We start from the raw sequence: 17,216 nt of genomic DNA on the forward strand, positions 1-17,216 counted from the left end.
TTGCCGGCAGTGGTCACAATGGTCAGTCCTCTTGTTATTCGCAGATCTTAGTGTCTGCTGTGAGGGCCAATCGCCGATGCGACTTGCCCCGCGATGACGCTCAATGATCCAACGCTTGCTGCAAGGCCACCCCGGCACCCAACAACCCGGAAAACTCCGCCGTCACCAGCCATACCGGCACCCCGGCGAAATAACCACTCATGCAGCCCTTGTCGGCGAAACTCGCGGCGAATCCGCTGCCCAGGAACAACTCGGCGAAACGCGGAATCACCCCACCGACAATGTAGACCCCACCCCGGGCGCCCAGGGTGAGCACATTGTTGCCCGCCACCCGCCCGAGGAAGCGGCAGAACTGCTCGATCACCGCCAGTGCCCGGGGCTCGCTGGCCAGGGCCGCGTCGGTAATCTGCGCCGGAGTCTTGTGCGTCGGCGTGGCGCCGTCGAGCACACAGATCGCCTGGTACAAGCGCACCAACCCACCGCCACTGAGCACCGTCTCGGCGCTGACATGTCCGATCTGCCGGTGAATCTCCTGGTGGATCGCCGCCTCGCGGGCGTTGCCCACCGGCAGGTCGACATGCCCGCCCTCCCCCGGCAGCGCCAGCCAGTGCTCGCCCAGGCGCAGCAGGCTGCCCACGCCCAGGCCGGTGCCGGGGCCGATCACCAGCGCCGGGCGCGACGGATCGGCATGGCCTGCGCAGACCTCGCGGAACTCACCGTCGCGCAGGCGCGTCATGCCCAGGGCCATGGCGGAAAAATCGTTGATCAACAACAGGCGCTCGACCTGCAGCGCCTGGCAGAACGCGCTGCGGCTCAGGCGCCAGTGGTTATTGGTGAAGCGGAATTCGTCGCCGTCCACGGGGCCGGCCACTGCCAGGCACACCGCCGCTAGGCCGCCACGGGCGATGCCCTGGTCGGCGAGGTAGGCCTCGATGGCCTGCTCGGGGCTGGTGTAGTCGGCGGTGGCCAGCACCTGGACCGCCTGCAGCTCATTGTCGCGCCACAAGGCGAAACGTGCGTTGGTGCCGCCGATGTCGCCGACCAGCAAGGCCTTCATTTGAGATTCTCCAGGGCCGAGGTGAAGGCGCTCGCGCCCTGTTCGGCCGAACTGAACGCCACGCGCATGAAGCCGAACAGCTCGCGCCCGCAGCCCAGGTCGTTGCCCGTGGGCGGCTCGGGCAGTTCACGGCTGGCCAGCTCCTCGGCCGAGACCATGATCCGCAGCGTGCCTTCGGCACCATCGACACGCACGATATCACCATCGCGCACCCGCGCCAGCGGGCCGCCATCGAAGGCTTCCGGGCACACGTGAATGGCCGCCGGAATCTTGCCCGAGGCGCCGGACATGCGCCCGTCGGTAACCAGCGCCACCTTGAAGCCGCGATCCTGCAGCACACCGAGGAAGGGTGTCAGCTTGTGCAGCTCAGGCATGCCGTTGCAACGCGGGCCCTGGAAGCGCACCACGGCGACGAAGTCGCGCTCCAGCTCTCCGGCCTTGAACGCATCGGCCAGCGCTTGCTGGTCGTGGAACACCCGGGCGGGCGCCTCGACCACGCGATGCTCCGGCGCCACCGCCGATACCTTCATCACGCCGCGCCCCAGGTTGCCCTCCATGACCCGCAGGCCGCCCTCGGCGGAGAACGGTCGTGCCACCGGGCGCAGAATGCTTTCGTCGAGGCTGTCCTTCGGCCCTTCGCGCCAGACCAGTTGGCCATCTTCGAGAAACGGCTCTTGGGTATAGCGGCGCAGACCATGCCCGGCCACGGTGTTGACGTCCTCGTGCAGCAGGCCCGCGTCGAGCAGCTCGCGAATGAGGAACGCCATGCCGCCGGAGGCCTGGAAGTGGTTGATGTCGGCCTTGCCGTTCGGATAGACGTGGGACAGCGTCGGCACCACCTCGGACAGGTCGGCCATGTCCTGCCAGGTCAGCTGGATGCCGGCGGCCTGGGCGATGGCCGGGATGTGCAGGGTGTGGTTGGTCGAGCCGCCGGTGGCGTGCAGGGCAACGATCGAGTTGACCAGCGCCTTTTCGTCGACGATCTCGCCGATGGGCATGAAATTGCCGCTGGCCTTGGTCATGCGCGTGACCTGGCGCGCGGCCTCGGCGGTGAGGGCGTCGCGCAGCGGCGTATACGGGTTGACGAACGAGGCGCCCGGCAGGTGCAGCCCCATCACCTCCATCACCAGCTGGTTGGTGTTGGCGGTGCCGTAGAAGGTGCAGGTGCCCGGACCGTGGTAACTCTTCATTTCCGATTCGAGCAATTGCTCGCGGGTGGCCTTGCCCTCGGCGTAGCGCTGGCGCACATCGGCCTTTTCCTTGTTGGAGATGCCCGAGACCATCGGCCCACCCGGCACGAAGATGGTCGGCAGATGACCGAAGCGCAACGCGCCCATCATCAGGCCGGGAACGATCTTGTCGCAGATGCCCAGCATCAGGGCGGCGTCGAACATGTTGTGCGACAGGGCGATGGCGGTGGACATGGCGATCACTTCGCGGCTGGCGATGGCCAGCTCCATGCCCGGCTCGCCCTGGGTCACGCCATCGCACATGGCGGGCACGCCGCCGGCGAACTGGCCGACCGAGCCGACTTCGCGCAGGGCCTGCTTGATCTGTTCGGGGAAGTGCTGGTACGGCTGGTGCGCCGAGAGCATGTCGTTGTAGGCCGAGACGATGGCCACGTTGGCGGCGTTCATCAGGCGCAGGGTCTGCTTGTCCTCGCCGCCACAGCCGGCCACGCCATGGGCGAAGTTGGCGCACTGCAGGCTGGCGCGCATGGGTCCGTCACTGGCCGCCCCACGGATCAGCTCAAGGTAGCGTTCACGGGTACGGCGGCTGCGGGCGATCAGCCGTTCGGTGACCTCAAGGATGCGCGGATGCATGTACTGGACTCCAGGCTAACTGTGGGGCGGCCTCCACTGGCCATTTCCCCTCCAAACGATTGCGACCTAGGCTGTAGAAACAGGTGCCTGGACCGTTCGAAATGGGGCTGACCCGACCACTCGTTGTATGTTTAAACAAAATACTGCCAGCAAAAAGGCTTGTTTTCTATCTCTCGGTGAATAATCTTGTAATTCCAACAACAAAACCGTTTCAGTGAAGCTGCTCTTTGTGCCACAGGCTTCACCCGACTGCCAGAGGTAACGCCATGACCCTACGCATCGCCATCAACGGATTCGGCCGCATCGGACGCAACGTCCTGCGCGCACTGTACACGCAGGGCTACCGCCAGGACCTGCAGGTCGTCGCCATCAACGACCTGGGCGACAGCGCGATGAACGCCCACCTGCTCAAGTACGACAGCGTCCACGGCATTTTCGACGCCAGCGTCGAGGCCGACCATGAAAGCCTCACCGTCAATGGCGACCGCATCGCCGTCAGCGCCATCCGCAACCCCGCCGAATTACCCTGGAAGACCCTGGCCATCGATGTGGTGTTCGAGTGCACCGGGCTGTTTACCGAACGCGCCAAGGCCGCCGCGCACCTGACGGCCGGCGCCGCCAAGGTCATCGTCAGCGCGCCGGCCAAGGGCGCCGACGCCACCGTGGTGTACGGGGTCAACCACGACGTGCTGCGCGCCTCGCACCAGATCATCTCCAACGCCTCGTGCACCACCAACTGCCTGGCGCCGATCGCCCAGGTGCTGCACCGCGAGTTCGGCATCGAGCAAGGCCTGATGACCACCATCCACGCCTACACCAACGACCAGGTGCTTACCGACGTCTACCACGGCGACCCGTACCGCGCCCGCTCGGCCACCCAGTCGATGATCCCGAGCAAGACCGGCGCCGCCGAAGCCGTGGGCCTGGTGCTGCCGGAGCTGGCCGGCAAGCTCACCGGCATGGCCGTGCGGGTGCCAGTGATCAACGTGTCGCTGGTCGACCTCACGGTCAACCTCAAGCGCGAGGCCAGCGCCGACGAAGTCAACCAGCTGTTCCTCGAAGCCAGCCGCCACTCGCGGGTGCTGGGCTACAACGCCCTGCCGCTGGTGTCGTGCGACTTCAACCACAACCCGCTGTCGTCGATCTTCGACGCCAACCACACCCGCGCCAACGGGCGCATGCTCAAGGTGCTGGCCTGGTACGACAACGAATGGGGCTTCTCCAACCGCATGCTGGACAACTGCCTGGCGTTGTTCAACGCCAGGTGAAGTCTTGCACGATCCCTTGCAGGTGGTCGCGCAGAGAGCTGTATCCCTGTGGGAGCGGCCTTGCGTCGCGAAAGGGGCGCGTAGCGGCCCCAGATTCTGAGCCATCTTCGAAATTGCCGGGGCTGCTGCGCAGCCCTTTCGCGACGCAAGGCCGCTCCCACAGGGGGGTAGTTCCCTACGCGACAGCGTAGCCCGCAGGGCTGGGTGGTCTCCTAAAGAGACCGCGTTAGCCGCAATATTTACCTGTTCGTGACATTTCCACGCTTGACCTGGAGCATGGATGATAAGCATTATCATTCACCCGAAAACGCCCAGGTTTCCCCGTGAGTCAGTCCCGGTTCAACTCCGTGTTCCTCAGCCAGCGCCTCTCCCTGCTGCGCACCTTGCAACGCATGGTGGGCAACCCCAGCACCGCCGAGGACCTGCTGCAGGAAACCTACCTGCGAGTCACCCGCGCCCTGGGCGAGCGGCCGATCGAGCACCTCGAACCCTTCGTTTTCCAGACCGCCCGCAACCTGGCCCTGGACCACCTGCGCGCACGTCGGGTGCAGGCGCGCACGCTGGTGGACGATGTGCCCGAGCAGGTCCTGCACAATGTCGCCGCCCCCTCGACCAGCAGCGAGGACGCCGCCCACGCCGAGCAACTGCTCAAGCACCTGAGCGTCAGCCTCGGCCAGCTCAGCGAACGCCAGCAGCGCATCTTCATCCTCAGCCGCCTGCACGGCGCCAGCTACCTGGAAATCGCCGACCAACTGAAGGTCTCGGCCAGTACGGTGCAGAAGGAGCTGAAACTGATCATGGCCATCTGCATGGGCGTGGCCGATCGTCACCAGTGATGCGACCGCTCGCCACTGGACTGCGCAAAGCCCTTGCCATGGGCAAGGTCTGCACTGATCATGCGCAAAAAATGCCCGATGCAAGGATCCTCCGTGACCGACCACCGCCCCCCTCGCCCGTCACCTGCCGAGCCTGATGCCCGCGCCCGTGCCCGCGAGGAGGCGCTCGACTGGTTGATCCGCCTGCAGTGCGCCAGCGAGGACGACACCCGCGCCTTCGAGCACTGGCTGGGGGCCGAGCCGGAAAACGCCGAGGCCTATGTCGAGGCCGAAGCGCTGTGGAACGGCGCCTCGCTGCGCCAGGCCGCCGGCCAGTTGCAGCACAGGCGCAAGCGCTCGCTCGCCGGGCGCCTGCGCAGCCACTGGAAACCGCTGGCCACCGCCGCCGTGCTGCTGGTCGGGCTGTCCACTTTCGGCAACCTGCCGGTGCGCCTGCAGGCCGACCACCTGACCGTGGTCGGCGAACGCCAGCGCCTGGAGCTGGACCCGGGCGCCAAGGTGCTGCTCAACACCAATTCGGCCTTCGCCAGCGACGAACGCGAAGGTCGCAAGGTCGCCCGCCTGCTGCAGGGCGAGGCGTACTTCCAGGTGTCCAACGCCAGCCAGCCCCCCCTGGAGGTCCAGGCCGGTCCGTTGCGCGCCAGCGTGCGCGACACCGACTTCGCCGTACGCTACCTCGATGGCGAGGCCCAGGTGCGGGTGCAGCGCGGCGATGTCGACCTGCAGGCCGCGAGCGACCAGCGCATCCGCCTGAGCGCCGGCGACAGCATCAGCGTCGGCCCCAAGGGCTTCGGCCAGCGCCAGCGTCCCGACATGAGTAAGGACCTGGCCTGGATCGAGGGCCGCCTGGTGTTCGAGAACTGCCCGCTGAGCCAGGTGCTCGCAGAAGTCCGTCGCTACTACCCAGGCTGGATCATCAACCGCAACACCCACCTGGAGCAGGTCGCGGTCACCGGCAACTACCGCCTCGACCAGCCGCTGGAAACCCTGCGCGCCCTCGCCCATATCACCTCGGCGCAACTGCATGAGTACCCAGCCGTGGTGATTCTCAACTGACCCGGCAAGTTTTTTTACGCGATCGCCCTGCCTCGCCCGTCTCGTTATAGTCAATACGATTGATTCTCGTTCGAAAACGAGAACAAGTACCGCCTATAACTCACGCGCGACAGGGAGCGCTTTCAATGCCCACAGGTCAGACCCGCCCGTCCACTTCTTCCCGCCGTCGCGGGCAATTGTCCCTGCTGACCCTGGCCCTGCTCGCCAGCGGCGCTTGCAGCCTGCCGGCGCTGGCCGTGGAACCGGCCCAGGCCAGCAGCCCGCGCATGGGCGACTACCGTTTCGCCATCGCCCAGCAGCCGCTGGTCGAGGCCATCAACGCGTTCAGCAAGGTGACTGGCTGGCAGGTCGGCTTCAGCGCCGAGCTCGCCGACGGTGTGGCCTCGCCCGGCGTGCAGGGCTCGCTGGCCCCGGAAGCGGCGCTGCAGCGCCTGCTGCGCGGCACCGGCCTGGGCTATCGCAAGATCGGCAACGGCAACGTGGTGCTCGAACGCCAGTGGGCCGGCAACGCCATCGCCCTGCAACAGGTGACCGTCAGCGCCACCCGCAGCGCCCAGGATGTCAGCCAGGTGCCAAGCACCGTCAGCGTGCAGACCCGCGAGCAGCTGGATCGGCAGAACGTCAATGACATCAAGCAACTGGTGCGCTACGAGCCCGGCGTCTCGGTCGGCGGTGTTGGCCAGCGTAGCGGACTGAACGGCTACAACATCCGGGGCATCGACGGTGAACGTATCCTGACCCAGGTTGACGGTGTGTCGATCCCCGACAGCTTTTTCTACGGCCCCTATGCCCAGACACAACGCAACTACGTCGATCCGGAGATCGTCAAGCGGGTGGAGATCCTCCGCGGTCCTGCCTCGGTGCTGTACGGCAGCAATGCCATCGGCGGCGCGGTAAGTTACTTCACCCTCGACCCCGAGGACATCATCAAACCCGGTAACGATGTCGGCGCCCGCCTGAAGACCGGCTACAGCTCAGCCGACGAAAGCTGGTTGACCTCGACCACTGTCGCCGGCCGCCAAGGCGACTTTGACGGCCTGCTGCATATCAGCCAGCGCAACGGCCACGAAACCGAATCATATGGCAAGCATGGCGGCACCGGTCTTGGCCGTAGCGAGGCCAACCCCGAGGATGTGCGCACCACTAACGTCCTGGCCAAGCTTGGCTGGGACTATGCCGACGATGCCCGGTTGGGATTCACCTACGAGCACTACAAGGATGACCGCGACCAGAACATCCTGAGCGCGGTGGGTGGTCCATTCATTCCTGGTCGCGGCGCCTCAAACATGTACCGCATGCGTCAGGGCAACGACACCGTCACCCGAGAACGCTTCGGCATCAACCACAAGCTCGGCCTCGACAGCCTGGTTGCCGATCACGCGAAATGGAGCTTGAACTACCAGATTGCCAAGACCGATCAACGCACAGACGAACTGTACTTCGCCAGTGGCCGCCAGGTGTTTCGCGATCGCCAGACTACTTACAAGGATCGCCAGTGGGTCTTCGATGGCCAGTTGGACAAAGCGTTCAGCATTGGCGCCACTGACCACCTGCTGACCTACGGCACAACGCTCAAGCACGAAAAGATCACCGGCGCGCGAAGCGGCACCGGCACCTGCCTGAACGTCGGAGGTAGCTGCACCGCCATCGGCCAGAACAGCCCCAGTGACGGCCAGGCGTTGGTGAGCGATTTCCCGGATCCAACCGTGAACACCTACAGCCTGTTCGCTCAGGATGAGATCCGCTGGAACAACTGGACCTTCCTGCCAGGCCTGCGATATGACTACACCCGCATGGAACCAGAGATGACTGCCGAGTTCCTGCGCGGTATCCAGGGCACTGGCGCCGCGCCGGGCAGTATCGATGACTCGGACAAGAAATGGCATCGGGTCTCGCCTAAATTTGGCGTGACTTACGCATTCAACGACAACTACACCTGGTACGGTCAGTACGCCGAGGGCTTCCGTACCCCGACCGCCAAGGCCATGTACGGCCGCTTTGACAACCCTACGCTCGGCTACAGCGTCGAGCCGAACCCAAACCTCGAACCAGAGAAGAGCAAGAGCTACGAAACGGGCCTGCGCGGCAGCTTCGAGGCCGGCAACTTCGACGTGGCGGTGTTCTACAACAAGTATCGCGACTTCATCAACGAGGACGCAGTACAGTCGGCAAACCTTGGCTCGACTTTCCAGGCCAACAACATCAAGCACGCCACTATCAAGGGCGCAGAGTTCAAGGGTCGCTTGAACCTCGACCACTTCGGTGCAGCACAGGGCCTGTACACCCAGGGCTCGCTGGCCTACGCCCATGGTCGCAATGACGATAACGGCCAGCCGCTGAACAGTGTCAACCCGCTGACCGCAGTCCTCGGGTTGGGTTACGAAACCTCCAACTATGGCGGCCTGCTTAGCTGGACCCTGGTAAAACGCAAGGACCGGGTCGACGATTCCACCTTCTTCGCCCCCGATGGTGCCAGCAAGCAGTTCCGCACCCCTGGCTATGGCGTACTGGACCTGATCGGTTTCTACAAACTGACGGACGACATCACCGTAAACGCAGGACTCTACAACCTGACCGACAAAAAGTATTGGCAGTGGGATGACGTCCGTGGCTACGACGCGCTTGGCGAAGCAGGCGTGACCCAGCCAGCCAACCTTGATCGGCTGACCATGCCGGGGCGCAACTTCGCCATCAACTTGGTGTGGGATATCTGATCGGTTGAAAAGGGCGGCGCCCGTGATGCAGGTGCCGCCCGTTTCAAGTCATGAGAATGATTTCACTTCGCAGGTGAGGTTTTTTTACTGTCCCGCGTCTTCTGTTTCGTCTTGTCACTAGACGCCCCATTTTCCAAGGATGCCCCCATGACCGCCCCTTCCACCGAACGCGCTGCCCTGCGCTCCCAGCGCCTGAACCAGGTCACCCACGCCCCGCACACCGAGCTGGACGCCCTGGTGAAGTCGCACAAGCCGTTCGACAGCCGCGAAAGCTTCGCCCGCTTCGTGGTTGCCCAGTACCTGTTCCAGTCCGAGCTGCAGGCGCTGTACACCGACCCGCAACTGATCGCCATCGTGCCCGACCTCGCCGCGCGCTGCCGCGCCGAACAGGCCCGCCTGGACCTGGCCGACCTCGACACCGAAGTGCCCGCGCCCTTCGCCGGCGCCCTGGGCAAGCCAAGCCTGGGCGAGGCGCTGGGCTGGATCTTCGTCTCCGAAGGCTCCAAACTGGGCGCCGCGTTCCTGATCAAGCGCGCCGTGGCCCTGGAGCTGTCCGAAACCTTCGGTGCCCGTCACCTGGGCGAACCGGCGGGCGGCCGTGCCGAGGGCTGGAAGCAGTTCACCCGCATCCTCGACAGCCTGGACCTGTCGCCCGAGGAAGACGCTGCCGCCGAGCGTGGCGCGGTCGCTGCCTTCGAGCGCTTCACCGAGCTGCTCAAGCATGCCTACGCCGCCGACGCCGCGCTGGCCTGACACGCTTTACCCGGCCGCCCTCGGGCGGCCACACCGTTGCAGTGAGACCATGACCCGAATCGCCCGCTCGAAACTGTCCCGCCTGCTCTACGCGATCCTGGCCTATGTCAGCCTGGGCATTGGCCTCGTGGCCATCGTCATCCCAGGGCTGCCCACCACCGAGTTCATCCTCCTCGCCGCCTGGGCCGCGACCCGCAGCTCGCCGCGCCTGTCCGCCTGGCTGGAGAACCACCGGCTGTTCGGTCCTATCCTCTACAACTGGCGCAACGGCAAGGTGATCCAGCGCCGCGCCAAGGTCAGCGCGACCATCAGCATGCTGCTGTGCGCCGGCCTGATGCTGACCTTCCTCGAACACCACTGGCCGGTGTTCCTCGCCATCACCGGCATGACCCTGGGCAACCTGTGGATCTGGTCACGCCCGGAACGTCCGACGCCACCAGGCGCTGTCGAACTGCAAGGTTGATTCATTTGCGCTGCGGCGCCAAATGACAGCGACGTTGCGACGGCGCCTGCAAGTCAAAGGTTCAACAATCCCGAATACAGGGCATACGCCGCCATCCCCGCCCCCGCCAGCACCGCCGCGAAGATCAGTTTCTCCCACGCGCTGAACAGCACCTGCCCCTGCTCGCGCTTGGCCCGGGCGAACAGGATCACCCCGGGCGCATACAGCAGCGCCGACAGCAACACGTACTTGAGCCCTCCGGCATACAGCAGCCAGATCGCATACAGCAGCGCGATCGCCGCCACCAGCAGGTCCTTGCGCCGCAGCCCCGCCTGCCCCTGGTAGCCTTCACCGCGCCAGGCCAGCAGCACGGCATAGGCCGCCGACCAGAAGTACGGCACCAGAATCATCGACGACGCCAGGTAGATCAGGCTGGTGTAGGTCCCCGCCGAGAACAGAGTGATCAGCAGAAACCCCTGGATCATCACATTGGTCAGCCACAGCGCGTTGGCCGGTACCTGGTTGGCGTTCTCCCGCGCCAGGAAGCGCGGCATGGTCTTGTCCCGGGCGGTGGCGTAGAGGATCTCGGCGCACAGCAGCGCCCAGGAGAGCAGTGCACCGAGCAGCGACACCGCCAGGCCGATGCTGATCAACAACGCCCCCCAGGGCCCGACGATATGCTCAAGCACCGAGGCCAGCGAAGGGTTCTGCAGACCGGCCAGCTCCGGCTGGGTCATCACCCCCAGCGACAGCACGTTGACCAGCACCAGCAGCGCCAGCACGCCGAGAAAACCGACCACGGTGGCCTTGCCCACATCCGAGCGATGCAGCGCCCGCCCCGAGTAGACACTCGCCCCCTCGATGCCGATGAACACGAACACCGTCACCAGCATCATGTTGCGCACCTGCTCCAGCACGCTGCCGAACTGCGGATTGCTCAGCCCCCAGATGTCGCGGGTGAAGATGTCGGCGCGAAAGGCGAAGGCGGCGATGACGATGAACATCAGCAACGGCACGACCTTGGCCACGGTCGTCACCTGGTTGATGAAGGCGGCTTCCTTGATGCCGCGCAGCACCAGGAAATGCACCGCCCACAGCAACAGCGAGGCACTACCGATGGCCACTGGCGTGTTGCCTTCGCCAAACACCGGAAAATAGAAGCCAAGGGTACTGAACAGCAGCACGAAGTAGCCGACGTTGCCCAGCCAGGCACTGATCCAGTAACCCCAGGCCGAGGAGAACCCCATGTAGTCGCCGAACCCGGCCTTGGCGTAGGCATAGACCCCGGAATCCAGCTCCGGCTTGCGGTTGGCCAGGGTCTGGAAGACGAACGCCAGCGCCAGCATCCCCACCGCGGTGATGCCCCAGCCGATCAGCACCGCCCCGACATCGGCGCGGGCGGCCATGTTCTGCGGCAACGAGAATATCCCGCCGCCGATCATCGAGCCGACCACCAGCGCGATCAGCGCCCCCAAGCGCAGTTTCTGTCCCGGTTCGCTCATGGGGCTCCTCGTGCGCAGGCGCGCGTGAACAACGTATTGTCCGACATTATTGTTACAAGTTTTTTATCAAATAAAGCCATTAAACCTATAGCACTCATAACCATGCTGTCTATCCCGACACCTTAATAAAAACCACATTAGTCGACTACTTGTCGGTTCGTCTAAACCCGTCGCTATTTGCTGTGAAAAATTTGCGAAAGCCGCAAAACGGACTAACTTCTCAGTTCGCAGGCGAAACGGAGCGTTTGCTCTGGAAGTACATGGAGGTGCCAGCACACAAGGCCTGCGTCAGAGCTGTCGGCATCCTCCAGGAGGCGCATGAGGGATTTTTCTGATCTTCATGCAGGCATGAACTGATCTAAGTCAGCGAATGATCCAGGCGTCAGATTTATTCTGAGGTCAACTTTCTCCTGGTACGGAGTCGTTAAATGTCTGATTCTCCCGGAAAACTAAAACTGGGTGCACTCGTTGCACTTGTCGTCGGCTCGATGATCGGTGGCGGGATCTTCTCGTTACCCCAGAACATGGCCGCCAGCGCTGGCGTCGGCGCCGTGCTGATCGGCTGGGCCATCACCGCGGTGGGCATGCTCACCCTTGCCTTCGTCTTCCAGACCCTGGCCAACCGCAAGCCTGATCTTGACGGCGGGGTATACGCCTACGCCAAGGCCGGTTTCGGTGACTACATGGGCTTTTCCTCGGCCTGGGGCTACTGGATCAGTGCCTGGCTGGGCAACGTCGGCTACTTCGTGCTGTTGTTCAGCACCCTGGGGTATTTCTTCCCGGTGTTCGGCGAAGGCAACACCCCGGCGGCGGTGATCGGTGCTTCGATCCTGCTATGGGCCGTGCACTTCCTGGTGCTGCGCGGCATCAAGGAAGCCGCCTTCATCAACTTGGTCACCACAGTGGCCAAGGTCGTGCCGCTGGCGCTGTTCGCGCTGATCTGCCTGTTCGCCTTCAAGCTCGATGTCTTCACTGCGGACATCTGGGCGGTCGGCACGCCGGAGCTGGGCAGCGTGATGAACCAGGTGCGCAACATGATGCTGGTCACCGTGTGGGTGTTCATCGGCATCGAGGGCGCGAGCATCTTCTCCTCCCGTGCCGAAAAACGCTCTGACGTCGGCAAGGCCACGGTCATCGGCTTCGTCACCGTGCTGCTGTTCCTGGTGCTGGTCAACGTGCTGTCGCTGGGCGTGATGACCCAGCCGGAGCTGGCCAAGCTGCAAAACCCATCGATGGCCGCGGTGCTGGAACACGTGGTCGGCCACTGGGGCGCGGTGCTGATCAGCGTCGGCCTGATCATCTCGCTGCTGGGCGCCCTGCTGTCGTGGGTGCTGCTGTGCGCCGAGATCATGTTCGCCGCCGCCAAGGACCACACCATGCCGGAGTTCCTGCGCCGCGAGAACGCCAACCATGTGCCGGCCAACGCCCTGTGGCTGACCAACGCCATGGTGCAGATCTTCCTGGTCATCACCCTGTTCTCCAACAGCACCTACCTGTCGCTGATCTACCTCGCCACCTCGATGATCCTGGTGCCCTACCTGTGGTCGGCAGCCTACGCGGTGCTGCTGGCGGTGCGCAGCGAGACCTACGAACAGGCCCTGGCCGAACGCAAGAAAGACCTGATCATCGGCGGCATCGCCCTGCTCTACGCGATCTGGCTGCTCTACGCCGGCGGCGTGAAATACCTGCTGCTCTCGGCCCTGCTCTACGCCCCTGGCGCGATCCTGTTCGCCAAGGCCAAGCGCGAAGTTGGCCAACCGATCTTCACCAGCGTGGAAAAACTGATCTTCGCCGCCGTGGTCGCGGGCGCCCTGGTGGCAGCTTACGGCCTGTACGACGGCTTCCTGACTCTCTGAACCCCACGTCTTCGCTTTACAGGAGGATTCACCATGTCCACTGAGAAACAGAAATACGGCGTCCATTCCGAAGCCGGCAAGCTGCGCAAAGTGATGGTCTGCAGCCCGGGCCTGGCGCACAAGCGCCTGACCCCGAGCAACTGCGACGAACTGCTGTTCGACGACGTGATCTGGGTCGACCAGGCCAAACGCGACCACTTCGACTTCGTCACCAAGATGCGCGAACGCGGCGTCGATGTGCTGGAGATGCACAACCTGCTGACCGACATCGTCCAGCAACCCGAAGCGTTGAAGTGGATTCTCGACCGCAAGATCACCTCCGACACCGTCGGCGTCGGCCTCACCAATGAAGTGCGCAGCTGGCTCGAAGGCCTCGATCCACGCCACCTGGCCGAATTCCTGATCGGCGGTGTGGCCGGTCAGGACCTGCCGGAAAGCGAAGGTGCCAGCGTGGTCAAGATGTACAACGACTACCTGGGCCACTCCAGCTTCATCCTGCCGCCACTGCCCAACACCCAGTTCACCCGCGACACCACCTGCTGGATCTACGGCGGCGTGACGCTCAACCCGATGTACTGGCCGGCGCGACGCCAGGAAACCCTGCTGACCACCGCCATCTACAAGTTCCACAAGGAATTCACCAACGCCGACTTCCAGGTCTGGTACGGCGACCCGGACAAGGACCATGGCAACGCCACCCTCGAAGGCGGCGACGTGATGCCGATCGGCAAGGGCGTCGTGCTCATCGGTATGGGTGAGCGCACCTCGCGCCAGGCCATCGGCCAGCTGGCACAGAACCTGTTCGCCAAGGGCGCGGTGGAGAAAGTCATCGTCGCAGGCCTGCCCAAGTCCCGCGCCGCGATGCACCTGGACACCGTGTTCAGCTTCTGCGACCGCGACCTGGTCACGGTCTTCCCGGAAGTGGTCAAGGAGATCGTGCCGTTCATCATCCGTCCGGACGAAAGCAAGCCTTATGGCATGGACGTGCGCCGCGAGAACAAGTCGTTCATCGAGGTGGTCGGCGAGCACCTGGGGGTCAAGCTGCGCGTGGTCGAGACCGGCGGCAACAGCTTCGCCGCCGAACGCGAACAGTGGGATGACGGCAACAACGTGGTGGCCGTGGAGCCGGGCGTGGTCATCGGCTACGACCGCAACACCTACACCAATACCCTGCTGCGCAAGGCCGGGATCGAGGTCATCACCATCAGCGCCGGCGAGCTGGGCCGGGGCCGCGGCGGCGGTCACTGCATGACCTGCCCGATCGTGCGCGACCCTATCGACTACTAAACGTCCATCGCACCCGGTCGCCTCCACGAGACAGCGGCCGGGCACCTCACCGAATCCAAGGAGAACCGTCATGGCGTTCAACATCCACAACCGCAACCTGCTGAGCCTCGAACACCACAGCACCCGCGAGCTGAAGTACCTGCTGGACCTGTCCCGCGATCTCAAGCGCGCCAAGTACACCGGCACCGAGCAGCAGCACCTGAAGGGCAACAACATCGCCCTGATCTTCGAGAAGACCTCGACCCGCACCCGCTGCGCCTTCGAAGTCGCCGCCTACGACCAGGGCGCCAACGTCACCTATATCGACCCAAACTCCTCGCAGATCGGCCACAAGGAGAGCATGAAGGACACCGCCCGCGTGCTTGGGCGCATGTATGACGCCATCGAGTACCGTGGCTTCAAGCAGGAGATCGTCGAGGAACTGGCCAAGTTCGCCGGCGTGCCGGTGTTCAACGGCCTGACCGACGAGTACCACCCGACGCAGATGATCGCCGACGTGCTGACCATGCGTGAGCACAGCGACAAGCCGCTGCACGACATCAGCTACGCCTACCTGGGTGACGCCCGTAACAACATGGGCAACTCGCTGCTGCTGATCGGCGCCAAGCTCGGCATGGACGTGCGCATCGCCGCGCCCAAGGCCCTGTGGCCCCATGATGACCTGGTCGAGCGCTGCCAGAAATACGCCGAGGAGAGCGGCGCGCGTATCACCCTGACCGAAGACCCGAAAGCCGCGGTCAAGGGCGTCGACTTCGTCCACACCGACGTCTGGGTATCGATGGGCGAGCCGGTCGAGGCCTGGGGTGAGCGCATCAAGCTGCTGCTGCCCTACCAGGTGAACAAGGAACTGATGAAGTCCACCGGCAACCCACGCACCAAGTTCATGCACTGCCTGCCAGCGTTCCACAACTCCGAGACCAAGGTCGGCAAGCAGATCGCCGAACAGTACCCGCACCTGGCCAACGGCATCGAAGTGACCGATGACGTGTTCGAGTCGCCGGCGTGCATCGCCTTCGAGCAGGCGGAGAACCGCATGCACACGATCAAGGCGATCCTGGTGTCGACGCTGGCTGATCTCTGACAGCGGCCTTGACTCTGTGGGAGCCGGCTTGCCGGCTCCCACAGGTCCCGACCAGACTATTACATTTGCGCCAAAGGACATTTCCCATGCGTATCGTTGTTGCATTGGGCGGCAACGCCCTGCTGCGCCGCGGCGAGCCGATGACCGCCGACAACCAGCGCGCCAATATCCGCACTGCCACCGAACAGATCGCCAAGATCCACCCCGGCAACGAACTGGTCATCGCCCACGGCAACGGTCCGCAGGTCGGCCTGCTGGCCCTGCAGGGGCTGTCGTACAAGGCAGATGAGGCCTATCCACTGGACGTGCTCGGCGCCGAGACCGAGGGCATGATCGGCTACATGATCGAACAGGAGCTGGGCAACCTGCTGGACTTCGAGGTGCCGTTCGCCACCCTGCTGACGCAGGTCGAAGTGGACGCCAACGACCCGGCGTTCAAGGACCCGACCAAGTTCATCGGCCCGGTCTACGCCAAGGACGAGGCCGAGCGCCTGGCCAAGGAAAAAGGCTGGGTGGTCAAGCCCGACGGCGACAAGTACCGCCGCGTGGTGGCCAGCCCAAAACCCAAACGCATCTTCGAGATCCGCCCGATCAAGTGGCTGCTGGAAAAAAGCAGCATCGTGATCTGCGCCGGCGGCGGTGGTATCCCCACCCTGTACGACGAAAACCGCAAGCTCAAGGGTATCGAGGCGGTGATCGACAAGGACTTGTGCTCTGCCCTGCTGGCCGAGCAACTGGAAGCGGACCTGCTGATCATCGCCACCGACGTCGATGCGGCGTACATCGATTTCGGCAAGCCGACGCAGAAGGCCATCGCCCAGGCCCACCCGGACGAACTCGAGAAGCTGGGCTTCGCTGCCGGCTCCATGGGACCGAAGGTCCAGGCCGCCTGCGATTTCGCCCGTCACACCGGCAAGGTGGCGGTGATCAGCTCGCTGGAGAACATCGAGGACATCGTCAAGGGCACCGCCGGCACGCGGGTTTCCACCGCCAAGCCCGGTATCAGCTACCGTTGAATGCAGTTGGCGGGCGCCGGGCGCCCGCCGTTTTCAACCTTCCGGAGGAGTCTGCCATGGCCCAGTACGCGCCCGGTCATGTACACATTGAGCGCACCGCGCTGAACACCAACGACCACAGCTACGACCTCAATATCGAATACGAGGCGGCGACCGACCCCAAGGAAGGCAGAGGTATCCAGTTCCGCATGCACGGCCACATCGAGGGCAAGACCGTCGATGAGAAATTCTTCCTGGCCAAGGACCAGGTACTGCCGAGTTTTCTGATGCAGTTGAGCCGCAAGGCCCAGTCGTACCTGCCGCCACCGAAGAAGTTCGAGAACCTCGGCTCGCCGCACAAGCTGTATGACTACATGTTCGAAGACATTCGCACCACGCTGGATGTGAAGTCGGGCGACCCGATCAGGCCCGACCATCTGGAGTAATCCCAATCGCGGGGCAAGCCCGCTCCCACAAACCACGGGGCAGCGGGCTTGCCCCGCGATTGGGTTTCCACCATGGCCGAGGCATACTGACGCCCATCCC

At 64.1% G+C, this 17,216-nt stretch carries 14 protein-coding genes; 11 read left to right on the forward strand and 3 right to left on the reverse strand.

Annotated features, from left to right (window positions below; all coding sequences use genetic code 11):
- Window positions 1-100 precede the first annotated feature (100 nt).
- Window positions 101-1,057, reverse strand: a complete 957-nt coding sequence (locus AC25M7_RS19730) for a glucokinase (protein WP_186596995.1) — start codon at window positions 1,055-1,057, stop codon at window positions 101-103.
- The gene (gene edd, locus AC25M7_RS19735; RefSeq protein WP_028691974.1) at window positions 1,054-2,880 is read right to left on the reverse strand and encodes a phosphogluconate dehydratase; all 1,827 of its coding nucleotides are present in this window, start codon (window positions 2,878-2,880) and stop codon (window positions 1,054-1,056) included. Before edd ends, AC25M7_RS19730 begins: the two co-directional genes overlap by 4 nt.
- A 266-nt stretch (window positions 2,881-3,146) precedes the next feature.
- Here edd and gap point away from each other — a divergent pair, with 266 nt between their 5' ends.
- The 6 genes from gap (at window position 3,147) to AC25M7_RS19765 (ending at window position 9,970) form a co-directional block, all read left to right on the forward strand.
- Window positions 3,147-4,148: a type I glyceraldehyde-3-phosphate dehydrogenase gene (gene gap, locus AC25M7_RS19740; protein ID WP_050704137.1), complete on the forward strand. Its 1,002-nt coding sequence runs from the start codon at window positions 3,147-3,149 to the stop codon at window positions 4,146-4,148.
- Window positions 4,149-4,471: 323 nt separating this feature from the next.
- Window positions 4,472-4,984, forward strand: coding sequence for an RNA polymerase sigma factor (locus AC25M7_RS19745; protein ID WP_028691976.1), 513 nt, complete (start codon window positions 4,472-4,474; stop codon window positions 4,982-4,984).
- Between the two features lie 93 nt (window positions 4,985-5,077).
- Window positions 5,078-6,040, forward strand: a complete 963-nt coding sequence (locus AC25M7_RS19750; RefSeq protein ID WP_062360428.1) for a FecR family protein — start codon at window positions 5,078-5,080, stop codon at window positions 6,038-6,040.
- Window positions 6,041-6,165: 125 nt separating this feature from the next.
- Window positions 6,166-8,754, forward strand: coding sequence for a TonB-dependent receptor (locus AC25M7_RS19755; protein WP_486971382.1), 2,589 nt, complete (start codon window positions 6,166-6,168; stop codon window positions 8,752-8,754).
- A gap of 147 nt (window positions 8,755-8,901) precedes the next feature.
- Window positions 8,902-9,507: a biliverdin-producing heme oxygenase gene (locus tag AC25M7_RS19760; protein ID WP_062360424.1), complete on the forward strand. Its 606-nt coding sequence runs from the start codon at window positions 8,902-8,904 to the stop codon at window positions 9,505-9,507.
- A 49-nt stretch (window positions 9,508-9,556) separates the two neighbouring features.
- Complete coding sequence (locus AC25M7_RS19765) at window positions 9,557-9,970, forward strand: YbaN family protein (protein ID WP_062575031.1); 414 nt, start codon at window positions 9,557-9,559, stop codon at window positions 9,968-9,970.
- 53 nt (window positions 9,971-10,023) lie between these two features.
- Here AC25M7_RS19765 and arcD (AC25M7_RS19770) read toward each other — a convergent pair whose 3' ends face one another.
- Entirely contained in the window at window positions 10,024-11,451 is a 1,428-nt protein-coding gene (gene arcD, locus AC25M7_RS19770) for an arginine-ornithine antiporter (protein WP_241412524.1), read from the reverse strand.
- A 428-nt stretch (window positions 11,452-11,879) separates the two neighbouring features.
- Between arcD (AC25M7_RS19770) and arcD (AC25M7_RS19775) the strand changes: the two genes are divergently transcribed.
- The 5 genes from arcD (AC25M7_RS19775) to AC25M7_RS19795 all read left to right on the forward strand — a co-directional run bounded on the left by arcD (AC25M7_RS19775) (window position 11,880) and on the right by AC25M7_RS19795 (window position 17,116).
- Window positions 11,880-13,307, forward strand: a complete 1,428-nt coding sequence (arcD, locus tag AC25M7_RS19775) for an arginine-ornithine antiporter (protein WP_028691982.1) — start codon at window positions 11,880-11,882, stop codon at window positions 13,305-13,307.
- Window positions 13,308-13,340: 33 nt separating this feature from the next.
- A complete protein-coding gene (arcA, locus tag AC25M7_RS19780) occupies window positions 13,341-14,594 on the forward strand; it encodes an arginine deiminase (protein ID WP_028691983.1) in 1,254 nt (417 codons plus the stop codon).
- 70 nt (window positions 14,595-14,664) lie between these two features.
- Window positions 14,665-15,675 carry an ornithine carbamoyltransferase gene (locus AC25M7_RS19785; protein WP_028691984.1) on the forward strand — a complete coding sequence of 337 codons (1,011 nt, stop codon included), beginning with the start codon at window positions 14,665-14,667 and terminating at the stop codon, window positions 15,673-15,675.
- 86 nt (window positions 15,676-15,761) lie between these two features.
- Window positions 15,762-16,691, forward strand: a complete 930-nt coding sequence (gene arcC / locus AC25M7_RS19790) for a carbamate kinase (RefSeq protein WP_028691985.1) — start codon at window positions 15,762-15,764, stop codon at window positions 16,689-16,691.
- 56 nt (window positions 16,692-16,747) lie between these two features.
- Entirely contained in the window at window positions 16,748-17,116 is a 369-nt protein-coding gene (locus AC25M7_RS19795; RefSeq protein ID WP_028691986.1) for a DUF5064 family protein, read from the forward strand.
- Window positions 17,117-17,216: the final 100 nt, after the last annotated feature.

It is taken from the genome of Pseudomonas sp. P106(2024) (genome assembly GCF_057480815.1).

Coding starts and splice junctions, on each gene's coding strand:
- AC25M7_RS19730 (WP_186596995.1), bottom strand. CDS start 1,057: ATGAAGGCCTTGCTGGTCGGCGACATCGGCGGCACCAACGCACGTTTC.
- edd (WP_028691974.1), bottom strand. CDS start 2,880: ATGCATCCGCGCATCCTTGAGGTCACCGAACGGCTGATCGCCCGCAGC.
- gap (WP_050704137.1), top strand. CDS start 3,147: ATGACCCTACGCATCGCCATCAACGGATTCGGCCGCATCGGACGCAAC.
- AC25M7_RS19755 (WP_486971382.1), top strand. CDS start 6,166: ATGCCCACAGGTCAGACCCGCCCGTCCACTTCTTCCCGCCGTCGCGGG.
- AC25M7_RS19760 (WP_062360424.1), top strand. CDS start 8,902: ATGACCGCCCCTTCCACCGAACGCGCTGCCCTGCGCTCCCAGCGCCTG.
- AC25M7_RS19765 (WP_062575031.1), top strand. CDS start 9,557: ATGACCCGAATCGCCCGCTCGAAACTGTCCCGCCTGCTCTACGCGATC.
- arcD (WP_241412524.1), bottom strand. CDS start 11,451: ATGAGCGAACCGGGACAGAAACTGCGCTTGGGGGCGCTGATCGCGCTG.
- arcD (WP_028691982.1), top strand. CDS start 11,880: ATGTCTGATTCTCCCGGAAAACTAAAACTGGGTGCACTCGTTGCACTT.
- arcA (WP_028691983.1), top strand. CDS start 13,341: ATGTCCACTGAGAAACAGAAATACGGCGTCCATTCCGAAGCCGGCAAG.
- AC25M7_RS19785 (WP_028691984.1), top strand. CDS start 14,665: ATGGCGTTCAACATCCACAACCGCAACCTGCTGAGCCTCGAACACCAC.
- arcC (WP_028691985.1), top strand. CDS start 15,762: ATGCGTATCGTTGTTGCATTGGGCGGCAACGCCCTGCTGCGCCGCGGC.
- AC25M7_RS19795 (WP_028691986.1), top strand. CDS start 16,748: ATGGCCCAGTACGCGCCCGGTCATGTACACATTGAGCGCACCGCGCTG.